Annotated in this window: 18 protein-coding genes; 11 read left to right on the top strand and 7 right to left on the bottom strand. The window is 60.7% G+C overall.

Annotated features, from left to right (window positions below; translation table 11 throughout):
• Positions 1 to 6: 6 nt before the first annotated feature.
• The 6 genes from AC1RT4_RS12650 to recX all read left to right on the top strand — a co-directional run bounded on the left by AC1RT4_RS12650 (position 7) and on the right by recX (position 3571).
• A complete protein-coding gene (locus tag AC1RT4_RS12650) occupies positions 7 to 249 on the top strand; it encodes a hypothetical protein (RefSeq protein ID WP_493085521.1) in 243 nt (80 codons plus the stop codon).
• Positions 250 to 305: 56 nt separating this feature from the next.
• Positions 306 to 869 (top strand): glycoside hydrolase family 19 protein, encoded by a 564-nt coding sequence (locus AC1RT4_RS12645; RefSeq protein ID WP_493085520.1) that lies wholly within the window; start codon positions 306 to 308, stop codon positions 867 to 869.
• Positions 851 to 1381 (top strand): lysis system i-spanin subunit Rz, encoded by a 531-nt coding sequence (locus tag AC1RT4_RS12640; RefSeq protein ID WP_493085519.1) that lies wholly within the window; start codon positions 851 to 853, stop codon positions 1379 to 1381. The genes AC1RT4_RS12645 and AC1RT4_RS12640 overlap by 19 nt, the downstream gene beginning before the upstream one ends.
• A 68-nt stretch (positions 1382 to 1449) precedes the next feature.
• On the top strand, positions 1450 to 1950 hold the full coding sequence (locus AC1RT4_RS12635) for a CinA family protein (protein WP_493085518.1): 501 nt from the start codon (positions 1450 to 1452) through the stop codon (positions 1948 to 1950).
• Between the two features lie 83 nt (positions 1951 to 2033).
• Entirely contained in the window at positions 2034 to 3092 is a 1059-nt protein-coding gene (gene recA / locus AC1RT4_RS12630; RefSeq protein ID WP_003222269.1) for a recombinase RecA, read from the top strand.
• Between the two features lie 8 nt (positions 3093 to 3100).
• Entirely contained in the window at positions 3101 to 3571 is a 471-nt protein-coding gene (gene recX, locus AC1RT4_RS12625) for a recombination regulator RecX (protein WP_085712899.1), read from the top strand.
• A 70-nt stretch (positions 3572 to 3641) separates the two neighbouring features.
• Here the strand turns inward: recX and AC1RT4_RS12620 are convergent, their stop codons facing one another.
• Positions 3642 to 4760 carry an LOG family protein gene (locus tag AC1RT4_RS12620; protein ID WP_493085517.1) on the bottom strand — a complete coding sequence of 373 codons (1119 nt, stop codon included), beginning with the start codon at positions 4758 to 4760 and terminating at the stop codon, positions 3642 to 3644.
• A 352-nt stretch (positions 4761 to 5112) separates the two neighbouring features.
• Between AC1RT4_RS12620 and AC1RT4_RS12615 the strand changes: the two genes are divergently transcribed.
• Positions 5113 to 5307 carry a hypothetical protein gene (locus tag AC1RT4_RS12615; protein ID WP_007954932.1) on the top strand — a complete coding sequence of 65 codons (195 nt, stop codon included), beginning with the start codon at positions 5113 to 5115 and terminating at the stop codon, positions 5305 to 5307.
• Here AC1RT4_RS12615 and AC1RT4_RS12610 read toward each other — a convergent pair whose 3' ends face one another.
• Positions 5308 to 5733 (bottom strand): PA3611 family quorum-sensing-regulated virulence factor, encoded by a 426-nt coding sequence (locus AC1RT4_RS12610; protein WP_064593873.1) that lies wholly within the window; start codon positions 5731 to 5733, stop codon positions 5308 to 5310.
• Positions 5734 to 5922: 189 nt separating this feature from the next.
• On the opposite strand from AC1RT4_RS12610, the gene AC1RT4_RS12605 reads away from it, so the two are divergent.
• Entirely contained in the window at positions 5923 to 6666 is a 744-nt protein-coding gene (locus AC1RT4_RS12605; protein WP_474733867.1) for a tRNA-uridine aminocarboxypropyltransferase, read from the top strand.
• A gap of 58 nt (positions 6667 to 6724) precedes the next feature.
• Here AC1RT4_RS12605 and AC1RT4_RS12600 read toward each other — a convergent pair whose 3' ends face one another.
• Positions 6725 to 6898, bottom strand: a complete 174-nt coding sequence (locus AC1RT4_RS12600) for a hypothetical protein (protein WP_210711096.1) — start codon at positions 6896 to 6898, stop codon at positions 6725 to 6727.
• Here AC1RT4_RS12600 and erdR point away from each other — a divergent pair.
• Positions 6891 to 7541, top strand: a complete 651-nt coding sequence (erdR, locus tag AC1RT4_RS12595) for a response regulator transcription factor ErdR (RefSeq protein ID WP_127797106.1) — start codon at positions 6891 to 6893, stop codon at positions 7539 to 7541. The two genes, AC1RT4_RS12600 and erdR, sit on opposite strands and share 8 nt — an antisense overlap.
• Positions 7542 to 7616: 75 nt before the next feature.
• Complete coding sequence (locus AC1RT4_RS12590) at positions 7617 to 7979, top strand: diacylglycerol kinase (RefSeq protein ID WP_003222276.1); 363 nt, start codon at positions 7617 to 7619, stop codon at positions 7977 to 7979.
• On the opposite strand, the gene AC1RT4_RS12585 is transcribed toward AC1RT4_RS12590, so the two are convergent.
• Positions 7976 to 8902: a LysR family transcriptional regulator gene (locus AC1RT4_RS12585; RefSeq protein ID WP_007954941.1), complete on the bottom strand. Its 927-nt coding sequence runs from the start codon at positions 8900 to 8902 to the stop codon at positions 7976 to 7978. The genes AC1RT4_RS12590 and AC1RT4_RS12585 overlap by 4 nt on opposite strands.
• A 144-nt stretch (positions 8903 to 9046) precedes the next feature.
• On the opposite strand from AC1RT4_RS12585, the gene fpr reads away from it, so the two are divergent.
• Positions 9047 to 9826, top strand: a complete 780-nt coding sequence (gene fpr / locus AC1RT4_RS12580) for a ferredoxin-NADP reductase (RefSeq protein WP_007908723.1) — start codon at positions 9047 to 9049, stop codon at positions 9824 to 9826.
• A 69-nt stretch (positions 9827 to 9895) separates the two neighbouring features.
• Here the strand turns inward: fpr and tsaA are convergent, their stop codons facing one another.
• The 3 genes from tsaA to AC1RT4_RS12565 form a co-directional block, all read right to left on the bottom strand.
• Positions 9896 to 10594 (bottom strand): tRNA (N6-threonylcarbamoyladenosine(37)-N6)-methyltransferase TrmO, encoded by a 699-nt coding sequence (gene tsaA / locus AC1RT4_RS12575; protein WP_493085516.1) that lies wholly within the window; start codon positions 10592 to 10594, stop codon positions 9896 to 9898.
• Positions 10595 to 10653: 59 nt separating this feature from the next.
• A complete protein-coding gene (locus AC1RT4_RS12570) occupies positions 10654 to 11424 on the bottom strand; it encodes an SDR family oxidoreductase (RefSeq protein ID WP_007954945.1) in 771 nt (256 codons plus the stop codon).
• A 127-nt stretch (positions 11425 to 11551) separates the two neighbouring features.
• Entirely contained in the window at positions 11552 to 12019 is a 468-nt protein-coding gene (locus AC1RT4_RS12565) for a YehS family protein (RefSeq protein WP_007954948.1), read from the bottom strand.
• Positions 12020 to 12028: the final 9 nt, after the last annotated feature.

Here is a 12028-nt window from a genome sequence, read left to right as displayed (position 1 = left end):
AAATCCATGAGTTATCAGCTCACATCGTCCGGCGTTCTGCGCCTGAGTGATTCAGCGTTTATTCCACAGGATCCGACCAACCGTGACTGGGTGGAGTACCAGGAGTGGCTGGTGTCCGGGGGACAGGTACTGCCACTGGATCCGCCGCTCGAGAGTGCGACGGCCAATCAAGGCATGCTGGGTTTGTTCAAGCGAATGATCCAGGTTTCCCCGGACAGCACTCTGAAAACTGAGGTAAACAATGGCTGATCAGCTTTGGTCGCCAACCGTGGTTCAATCGGAGCATCCAGGGAGGACCGAGCATTATGCAAATCACTGAAGACAACCTACTCAACATCATGCCCAACGCCCGCCGCCAAGCGGGCGTTTTTGTTTCTGCACTCAACGATGCCATGGCGCGCCATCGCATCGACACACCCAAACGCGTGGCCGCGTTTCTCGCCCAGATCGGACACGAATCGGGGCAGTTGCAGTACGTGCGTGAACTGGGCAACAACCAATACCTGAGCAAATACGACACCGGTACGCTGGCCTTGCGTCTGGGCAACACGCCCGAGGCCGATGGCGACGGGCAGAAGTATCGCGGGCGCGGGCTGATCCAGATCACCGGCCGCGCCAACTATCGCCAGTGCAGCCTCGGGCTGTTCGGTGACGAGCGCTTGCTGGCGCTGCCGGAACTGCTGGAACAACCGCAATGGGCGGCCGAGTCCGCGGCGTGGTTCTGGGAGAAGAACGGTTTGAACGCGCTGGCGGATCAGGATCAGTTCAACACCATCACCCGGCGGATCAACGGCGGGTTGAACGGCTTGCAGGATCGCCTGGAGCTCTGGGGGCGGGCGAGGGCGGTGCTATGCCTGCCTTCGGTCTGAGCGTCTGGCGGCTGATCGGCGTGGTGCTGCTGGCCGCAGGTTCGGCGGCGCTGGCCTGGCAGTTTCAGGACTGGCGCTACGGCCGCCAACTGGCCGAGCAGGCGCGGTTGCACGCCGAAGCCCTCAATCAACTGACTTCGGCCGCCGCCACCGCGCTACAGGCCGAGCAGGACAAGCGTCTGGCCCTGGAGCAACGGCTCACGGCCAGTGAACAAACCCACTACCGAGCACTGAACGATGCCCAACGTGATCAGGATCGCCTGCGCGATCGTCTTGCCACTGCTGATCTGCGCCTGTCAGTCCTCATCGACGCAGGTGACGCTGCCCAAGGCTGCGGTGTGCCAGCCGCCTCCGGCGCCGGCGGCGTGGATCATGCAGCCGTACGCGCCCGACTTGACCCGGCGCATGCTCGACGAATTGTCGCCATCACCGGCGAAGGCGACCGCGGACTGATCGCCTTGCAGGCCTGTCAGGCCTATATCAGAGCGCTGGCGCCCGCACATTTTGAATAAGCTTGTGTATTGAAAGCGCAACCGGCTCGTGTACGGTGGTACCCATTCCATCCGATCCGGAGCGCGCCGTGAAAGAAATCACCCAACTGGCGGCCGAGCTTGGCCGACGTCTGCAATTGCTCAATGCCCACGTCACGACGGCCGAGTCCTGTACCGGTGGCGGGATTGCTGAAGCCATTACCCGCATTCCGGGAAGTTCGGCGTGGTTCGAAGCGGGATACGTGACCTACTCCAACCGCCAGAAAACCCAGCAGTTGAACGTACCGGCAGAACTGTTCGGCACCGTGGGTGCGGTCAGTCGCGAGGTGGTCGAGGCCATGGTGCGCGGCGCCCAGGACAAAAGCCTGGCGCGGTTTGCCGTGGCGGTCAGCGGTGTGGCCGGGCCGGACGGTGGTTCGCCGAACAAACCGGTGGGCACCGTCTGGCTGGCCTGGGGCGTGGGCGATACGGTTTCCAGCGAGGTCCAGCACTTCCCCGGCAACCGCGACGAAGTCCGCCGACAAACGGTGAAGGCCGCGCTAGAGGGCTTGCTGCGACTAGCGGCACGAGAAATCGAAAATCAGGGGTAGGCGATCCGTGAACGCTGTGGAATAATACTGGCTACTTATACAGGTGTTGGCCGTCAGGCCTTATTGATTACGTGAGGACTTTAATGGACGACAACAAGAAGAAAGCCTTGGCTGCGGCCCTGGGTCAGATCGAACGTCAATTCGGCAAGGGTGCCGTAATGCGTATGGGCGATCAGGACCGTCAGGCGATCCCGGCCATTTCCACCGGCTCTCTGGGTCTGGACATCGCACTCGGCATCGGCGGCCTGCCAAAAGGCCGAATCGTTGAAATCTACGGTCCTGAATCTTCCGGTAAAACCACACTGACGCTGTCCGTGATCGCCCAGGCTCAAAAAGCCGGTGCGACCTGCGCCTTCGTCGACGCCGAGCACGCCCTCGACCCTGAGTACGCCGGCAAGCTGGGCGTCAATGTCGACGACCTCCTGGTTTCCCAGCCGGACACCGGCGAACAGGCCCTGGAAATCACCGACATGCTGGTGCGCTCGAACGCCGTTGACGTGATCATCGTCGACTCCGTGGCCGCCCTGGTACCGAAGGCTGAAATCGAAGGCGAAATGGGTGACATGCACGTGGGCCTGCAAGCCCGTCTGATGTCCCAGGCGCTGCGTAAAATCACCGGTAACATCAAAAACGCCAACTGCCTGGTGATCTTCATCAACCAGATCCGCATGAAGATCGGCGTGATGTTCGGCAGCCCGGAAACCACCACCGGTGGTAACGCGCTGAAGTTCTACGCCTCGGTTCGTCTCGACATCCGCCGTACTGGCGCGGTGAAGGAAGGCGACGAAGTGGTTGGTAGCGAAACCCGCGTCAAGGTTGTGAAGAACAAGGTCGCTTCGCCGTTCCGTCAGGCCGAGTTCCAGATTCTCTACGGCAAGGGTATCTACCTGAACGGCGAGATGATCGACCTCGGCGTGCTGCACGGTTTCGTCGAGAAGTCCGGCGCCTGGTATGCCTACGAAGGCACCAAGATCGGTCAGGGCAAGGCCAACTCGGCCAAGTTCCTGGCGGACAACCCGGAAGTCGCGGCCAAGCTCGAGAAGCAACTGCGTGACAAACTGCTGTCGCCAGCCGTGATCGCCGACTCCAAGGCTTCTGCGGTCAAAGAGACCGAAGACGACCTGGCTGACGCTGACATCTGATTGCACCGATGACAACCGCCGTACTCGATACCCTCGTCGCGGTGCGGCGAACCGCCATGGACCTGCTCGCACGTCGCGAGCATGGTCGAGTCGAGCTGACGCGCAAACTGCGTCAGCGTGGCGCTCCCCCCGAGATGATCGAAACAGCCCTCGACCGTTTGACGGAAGAAGGACTGCTTTCCGAAGCCCGTTATCTTGAAAGCTTTGTTTCCTATCGCGCCCGCTCCGGTTACGGCCCACTGCGGATTCGCGAAGAACTGAGCCAGCGCGGTTTGCAACGCGCCGATATCGAACTCGCCTTGCGTGAGAGCGGCATCAACTGGCAGGAGCAGCTGACGGACACGTGGCAACGGAAGTTCTCCGGACAGCTTCCCGCCGATGCCAAGGAGCGCGCCAGACAAGGTCGATTCCTGGCGTACCGGGGATTCTCGATGGAGATGATCAACCGCTTGTTCAGCGGCAGAGGGATGGACGATTAAGTCGCTTCAGCTTCAATCAAAAAATAAAAAACGGCCCGCTATTTCGATAGCGGGCCGTTTTTTTTTGCCTTCACGTTACCTTTGACGGTTCGCGTGTGCGTTGCGCGGTCTGGGGTTTTGAATGGGCCCAGTTTTCCGGCAGGTTGATGTAGTCCACCAGCTCCCGCAGACGCCCATGATCCCGGGCGTTGAAGGCGAATGCCAGGCGCGTCAGGTGGCTGAATTGAGCTTCGTCGTGCTCTTCGCCGGCGTAGGCGTGTTGATGGAACTGGTCGCTGAGGCACAGATCGGCAAACGCTTCCTGCATATGGTCGAGGGCCTGATCGCTCAGTTTGTGGTTCATGCGAATGACAAACTGGCGCTTGAGCCAGCGGCTGGAGTGGAAGTTGCCGTAGAACTGGTTGATCTGCTCCACCGCCTCTTCAACGTTGTAGACCAGGCGGATCAGCTTCAGGTCGGTCGGCAGGATGTAGCGGTTTTCCTCCAGTTGCTGGCGGATGAAGTCCAGCGCACCTTGCCAGAACGTCCCGCCCGGTGCGTCCAGCAGAACCACCGGCACCAGCGGGCTTTTGCCGGTCTGGATCAACGTGAGCACCTCGAGTGCTTCGTCCAGGGTGCCAAACCCGCCGGGGCACAACACCAGCGCATCGGCTTCCTTGACGAAGAACAGCTTGCGGGTGAAGAAGAAATGGAACGGCAGCAGGTTGTTGGTGCCGTCCACGGTGGGGTTGGCATGTTGTTCGAAGGGCAGGGTGATGTTGAACCCCAGGCTGTGATCGCGGCCGGCACCTTCATGGGCGGCGGCCATGATTCCGCCGCCGGCACCGGTGATGACCATCATGTTCGAGCGGGCCAGCGAGGCTCCGAGTTCCCGAGCCATGGCGTAAAGGGGATGTTCGACCGGGGTGCGAGCCGAACCGAACACCGTGACCTTGCGTCGCCCCTTGAACTGTTCAAGGGTGCGAAACGCCTGCTCCAGTTCGCGCAGGGCTTGCAGGGTGATCTTGGCGTTCCAGCGGTTATGGTCTTCCTGGGCCATGCGCAGCACGGTCAGGATCATGTCGCGGTAGATGGGGGAATTCGGGCTGTTGGGTGATACCAGGTTGAGTTGTTCTTCGACCTTGCTGATGAGGTCGTGGCCGCTTTCCTGAAAATGACGGCTGAGCAGGTCATTCGGTTGGTAAGGCATGCAACTTCTCCTTCTGCACAGAGCTTTCGGCCCTGACGTGCGGCGTCAGTGCCGCGCTGCAAAAAACAAACAGCCGGCAGCTCCTTTCCTGCCGTTAATGAAATGATCGGGAATACGTTGAATCTAGACCCTCAAAGCATTTTTCGCTCATTGAGCATTGCGCCGCAAAGTCTTTCCTGGCAACTGCTTATTGCCGTTTTGCGAAGTGTTTTCGCCGCTCGTCCGATGGCGCGTCGAGGGCTGAATGCTCTGATTTACTAAGTTAAAGGCGCCGTACGACAACTTTGCGTCAACGACCGTACGCAAGGTGCACGCTATTCAAGGATTTGCGGGTGGCAAGGAGGCGGGACACATGACCAGAGTCATTCTGGAGATCGATACGCAGCTGTATCGGTTGTTGAAAGCATCGGCCGAGACCAACCATGTGAGTCTCGAAGAGGAGTGCTGCCGACGCCTGGCGGGAGGGGATCGCCGCTCGCGTTACTTGCAGGCCTTGCTGGCCGAACTGCGCGCCGAGGATGAACAGCGGCGCGCTACGTCGCGATGATTACTTCTTCTTCGCTGGAGCCGCTTTCGGGCAATCCGATTCCTGGTAGCTGGCGGAGCCGATCGCCTTGTTGCTTTTCACTTCGGTGAAGTCGTAACGCATGATCGCGCCCTTGGCCATCAGCTTGCGGTACGACGGGTTGTTGCAGACCGAAGCGCCCAGCTGGAAATACACGGCTTTGGGATCGGCGCGCATTTTGTCGGCGTGGCTCTTTTGCACGCTCAGGTGGTTGACCAGCGTGGTGCCTTCGACGGTGTAGCCCTGATCAAGAATGTCTTCGTTGATCGCCCGTGGCGTGCCGACGCTGCTTTGTGCGGCGACATTGCGCAGCTCTCGGTTCAGATTCTGCTCACTCAGGGATGCAGCCTGAGCGCTGAAGGACGAGGCCAGCAGAATGGCAGCGGTGGGAACGATAAGGCGCAGCATGAAACTCTCCTGGTTCAGTGACTGGTGGTTCGACCAGCCACGTGACTGTGCGTTCAGTGGCGGCGAATTATAGGGGAGCCGGTCGGGAGGGTACAGGCTTGTGCCCGTCGCTCTGGTAAACTGCCGGCCTTTATTGCCCTGCCGAGTGTCGTTCGTGTCGAGTTTCCCTGTCTGCCGGTGCCCCCTGCGATGAATCATGCCCCCAACGCCGTGGCCCGCCTGCGCGATCAGCGCGAGGACGAAGGCATCAAGCCGATCCAGGCCCGTGGTTTTCGCTCCCCGCGCTGCCGTGATTGCCGGGTGATCATCAGCCATTGCCTGTGCGCCTGGCGGCCAACCGTCGATACGCGCTCGGGCGTTTGCCTGATCATGACCGGCAAGGAAGTGTTCAAGCCAAGCAATACCGGCTGGCTGATCGCCGACATCGTACGCGACAACCATGCCTTCATCTGGTCGCGGACCGAGCCCGACGAGCAACTGCTGGCGCTGCTGAACGACCCGCAATGGCAGCCGTATCTGGTGTTCCCCGGCGAGTACGTCGAACCTTCGCGAGTGACCAACACCGTGGACCTCGATAGCCGCAAGCGTCCGCTGTTCATCCTGCTGGACGCGACCTGGACCGAAGCCCGGAAGATTTTCCGCAAGAGCCCGTATTTCGACCGCTTGCCAATCCTCAGCCTGTTGCCCGACAAGCTGTCGCGCTATCGCCTGCGCCGCTCGACCCGCAGCGAGCACCTGTGCACCGCCGAAGTGGCGGCGTTGTGCCTGGAACTGGCCGGCGATTCGGACGCGGCGTCGGCGCTGGATGCCTATTTTGATGTGTTCAGCCAGCATTACCTGGGGGCCAAGCAGCAACTGGACGTCAATGTGTCGACGCCGGCCCACGCCGAATTGCTGCCCTATATCCGAAACGCGGCGCCAGTACCGGCCTGATCCTGGCCCATACTGCTAAAGCAGTGGCCGTGCGGCTTGACCACCTAGGCTTCGCTGGTCATGCTTGGCGCCGATTGGGGTGCGGCCAAGGTTTGAAACGCCGTTTTTGTTCGTGATTGGCGTTGAACGTGCCCCTGTGGATGCCGCTGCCGGGCGGTATCTGGATTTGCTTTGGCAAGGCCCGAATGCGCGGGCCTGCCATCAAAAACAGGATCATTTGAAAAATGGCCACATACGACATCCTGATTGCCGATGATCACCCTCTTTTTCGTAGCGCACTGCATCACGCGGTGACGATGGGCCTTGGCCCGGACGTACGCATGGTGGAGGTGGCGAGCATCGCCGAACTGGAAGCCCGCCTGACCGAAAAGGCTGACTGGGATCTGGTGCTGCTGGACCTGAACATGCCGGGCGCTTTCGGGTTTTCCGGGCTGGTGATGCTGCGCGGTCAGTACCCGCAGATCCCGGTGGTGATGGTTTCGGCCCAGGAAGAAGCCTCGGTGATGGTCAAGTCCCGGGAATTCGGCGCCAGTGGCTTCATTCCCAAGTCCAGCGACCTGAGCGTGATTCAGGAAGCGGTGCGCAAAGTGCTGGATGGCGACGTGTTCTGGCCGCCTCAGGCGTTCGAAGCGGTCAGCGTTTCGGATGAAGCCAAAGCCGCCAGCGATGGCCTTGCGAGCCTGACGCCGCAGCAGTTCCGGGTGTTGACCATGGTCTGCGAAGGCTTGTTGAACAAGCAGATCGCCTACGAGCTGAGTGTGTCCGAAGCGACCATCAAGGCCCACGTCACGGCGATTTTTCGCAAGTTGAACGTGCGGACCCGGACCCAGGCAGCTTTACTGCTGCAACAACTTGAGTCAATTCCGAGCCAGTAAGCACTGGCGTCTTCACGCTTTTTTGACTTTCGTTGATCTAGCTTCCCCACTTCCTTTCGGTCGGTTATCTACTTTATGTCACCTTTCAAGGGCCAGACGGGCCTGAAACGCATCCTCAACGCTTCCGGTTACTCGCTGGACGGCTTGCGCGCCGCCTTCACTGGCGAAGCCGCATTCCGCCAATTGGTGCTGCTTAACGTGGTACTGATTCCGCTGACGTTTTTCCTCAATGTCAGCCGGGTCGAGCAGGCGCTGCTGATCGCCGTGTGCCTGCTGGCGCTGATCGTCGAGCTGTTGAATTCGGCGGTGGAGGCGGCCATTGACCGCATCTCGCTGGAGTTGCACCCGCTGTCCAAGAACGCCAAGGACATGGGCAGTGCCGCGCAATTCGTGGCACTGAGCATGATCGCCCTGGTGTGGGCGGTGATTCTGCTTTAAGCGATGCTCGGCAGGACGATCTCGTCGCTGCGCTGCACCCCGGCGGTGAAGGCGCGGCACAGATCGAGGAATTCGCGCATGGCGGAGGTCTGGTACTTCTGTTTGTGCCAGATGAAGTAGAACTGCCGCGCCAGATCCAGATCCGGCGTCTCCACCGGCACCAGACTGCCGCGACGGAAGGCGTCTCGCAGCGCCAGACGCGAGATGCAGCCAATCCCCAAACCTGATTCCACCGCGCGTTTGATCGCTTCGGTGTGTTCCAGCTCCAGCCGGATGTTCAGCGCGCTGCGGTGATGCCGCATCGCCTGATCGAAGGTCAGGCGCGTCCCCGAACCCTGTTCCCGCAGAATCCACGCTTCATGGGTCAGTTCCTCCATGGTCGCGCTGCCGCGCTTGGCCAACGGATGCTGCGGAGCGCAGAACACCACCAGTTCATCCTCGACCCAGCTCTGTACTTCGATGTCCGGGTGGCTGCAATCGCCTTCGATTAGACCCAGATCAATTTCGTAGTGAGCCACTTGTTGCACGATATTGGCAGTGTTCTGCACATGCAGCTTCACCTGGCTTTCCGGGTGGCGCTGCATGAAACCGCCGATCAGCAGGGTCGCCAGGTAATTGCCGATGGTCAGGGTCGCGCCCACCGACAGCGAGCCGAAACCGGATTTGCCGTTGAGCAGGTCTTCGATTTCCTTGGCCTGATCGAGCATGGCCACCGCTTGCGGCAACAACTGTTTGCCGAGGGCGTTGAGGCTCAGGCGTTTGCCGGCGCGATCGAACAGCTGGCAGCTGGACTGGCGCTCCAGTTCGGTGATGGAAGTGCTGGCGGCCGATTGCGACAGGTTGAGCAGACCCGCTGCACGGGACACGCTCTCCTGCTGGGCGACAGCGACGAAGACTTGCAGTTGACGAAGAGTAAATCGCATATCGATATAACCGATAACCCTTATCTTAATAATCCAGTTAACAGATATTGTCGGCGCTATTAGAATGCGATGCAATTGCGCACCGTCGGCATTCTTCAACACGAGCCGGGCAGGCGCAGATCAATCTCCAGGAGTCCCACGTACATGAGCAACATGAACCACGAGCGTGTCCTCAGTGTTCATCACTGGAACGACACTCTGTTCAGCTTCAAGTGCACCCGCGATCCGGGCCTGCGCTTCGAGAACGGTCAGTTCGTGATGATCGGCCTGCAACAGCCAAACGGCCGCCCGCTTATGCGCGCTTACTCGATCGCCAGCCCGAACTGGGAAGAGCATCTCGAGTTCTTCAGCATCAAGGTGCAGGACGGTCCGCTGACCTCCCAGCTGCAGCACCTGAAGGAAGGCGACGAGATCATCATCTCGAAAAAACCGACCGGCACCCTGGTGCTGGACGACCTGAACCCGGGCAAGCACCTGTACCTGCTGAGCACCGGCACCGGTCTGGCGCCGTTCATGAGCGTGATCCAGGACCCGGAAACCTACGAGCGCTTCGAAAAAGTGATCCTGGTTCACGGTGTCCGTTACGTCAACGAAGTCGCCTACCGCGAGTTCATCACCGAGCACCTGCCGCAGAACGAGTTCTTCGGCGAAGCGCTGCGTGACAAGCTGATCTACTACCCGACCGTGACTCGCGAACCGTTCGAGAATCAGGGCCGTCTGACCGACCTGATGCGCAGCGGCAAGCTGTTCAGCGACATCGGCCTGCCGCCGATCAACCCGCAGGACGACCGCGCAATGATCTGCGGCAGCCCGAGCATGCTCGACGAGACCAGCGAAGTGCTCGACAGCTTCGGCCTGAAGATCTCGGCGCGTATGCGCGAGCCGGGTGACTACCTGATCGAGCGTGCGTTCGTCGAGAAATAATCCCGACGATGCAAACAGAAAAGCCCGCGTTGCCTGAGAAGGCAGCGCGGGCTTTTTCGTTTCCGGGGTTCACGCCTCGGCGGGGATGACTTCCAGGACGCGGATCTGCTCAGGCACAGGGTAATGCCAGCGCACATCCAGATCCCAGAATTGCGCGCCGTATTCGCGCTCTGGAGCAGGCGTCTGATACGCCGGGCGCGGATCCTGGGCCAGGCATTGCTCGATCAGCTCGACCAGCGGCTCGGCCAGGCGCTGAGCGTGCGTGTGCGCCTGTTGCAGCGCCGTGTCCGTCCACTGCACGTCGATCAGTTGCGGCGCGGTACTGGCGATGCTGTTGGAGGCGTCAGCAATGATGTCGGCGTAAGGCACGTAGGGTTTGATGTCGAGAATCGGCGTGCCGTCCAGCAGGTCGATGCCGGAGATGAACAGGCGATTGGCCTCGACCTTGTCCAGCTTCACCACCGACTGGCCGATGCCGTTCGGCCGGTGCGTGGCGCGGGTGGCGAACACGCCCATCGACTTGTTGCCTCCGAGGCGCGGAGGGCGGACTTTGAGGCGCGGCTTGTCTTCCAGCGCCTGATGGAACAGGAACAGCAGCCAGACATGGCTGACCTGCTCCAGCCCCTGCACCGCATCGCCCTGATCGAACGGCGCCACCAGTTCCAGCACGCCACGGGCGGCGGGGGCCAGTTGCGGCTGGCGCGGGATGGCGAACTTCTCCTTGAAGCAGGAGCGGACGAAGCCGATGGGGGAGACGCTGTAAGTCATGGTGTGCATTCGAAGCGGAGCAGGGCGGGCATGATAACCCGTCCGGCCGCGTCGCCGACCTAAAGACTGAACCCGCCATCCAGCGGAATGATATTCCCGGTCATGTACGCCCCGGCAGTACTCGCCAGGCTGATCGCCAGCGCTGCCATTTCTTCCTCGCGGCCCCAACGTTTCATCGGGATCAGCGCGGTGTCTTCGGCCAGCGCCTGCTGGTCACTGCCGATGTGCTGGGTCATCTTGCTCGGGAAACGCCCCGGCGCGATGACGTTGACGTTGATGTGCTGGCTCACCAGTTCCCGGGCCAGAATCCGCGACAGTTGATGCAGGGCAGCCTTGCTCGGTCCGTAGGCGTAGGCCTGTTCACCGAAAGAGGAAATCCCCGCCACTGAACCGATGTTGATGATCCGCGCCGGATTGGCCGCCGACCCGGATTGGCGCAGCAACGGCAGAAATTGCTGGATGCAACTGAACACCGAGGTCACGTTGAGCTGCATGACTTTCTCCCAGCCTTTGACCGGGTAGCTCTCCAGCGGCGCGCCCCAGGTGGTGCCGGCGTTGTTCACCAGAATGTCCAGATGAGTGATTTGCTCGCCCAGCCGCGCGGCCAGCTCTTTCACGCCTTCTTCGGTCGCCAGATTCGCCGCCACGCCATGACACGTGCCCAGGGCACTGAGTTCTTCAGCGGTTTGATGACAGGCTTCCGCGTCGCGGGAACAGACGTACACGCGGGCGCCGGCCTCGACAAAGGCCTTGGCGATCATTTTGCCGATACCACGGGTGCCGCCGGTCACCAGGGCGGTGCGGCCTTGCAGGGAGAAATACGGGTGCATGGCGAATCCTGAGGGCTAGGGTTCAGTACACCCTAGTCGCCGGCCGCGAAAAGCGGAGCCACTATTTTTGGAAGGAATGGAGGGGCATGCATGAAAACGGCGACCGAAGTCGCCGTGATCGAATGGGTCAGCCGCGAACGCGCAGGGTCAGGCCCTTGAGGAAGTTGCGCAGCAACTGGTCGCCACACGGGCGGTAGTTGGTGTGGCCGACCTTGCGGAACAGCGCGCTCAGCTCAGGCTTGGACACCGGGAACTCGGCGGCCTTGAGGATCGCGTGCATGTCGTCTTCCTTCAGTTCGAAAGCCACGCGCAGCTTTTTCAGGATGATGTTGTTGGTCACCGGCAGTTCGATCGGCAGCGGCGGACGGCTTTCGTCCTTGCCGCGCTTGAAGATCACCAGACCGTCGAGGAAGTGCGCGATGACTTCGTCCGGGCAGCGCACGAAACCTTCTTCGTCTTCTTCTTTCTTGTCGAGGTACGTCACGACATCGGCAAGCGTGACGTCCAGGCCGCCGAGTTTGATGATCTCGACCACTTTCTTGTCGCTGATGTCGAGCATGTAGCGCACGCTGCGCAGAACGTCGTTGTGAACCATGTGTGCAAT

The sequence above is a fragment of the Pseudomonas sp. GW821-FHT11D10 genome (assembly GCF_058808435.1).
Note: the sequence above shows the minus strand (reverse complement) of the source record. Positions and strands in the feature narration are given on the sequence as shown.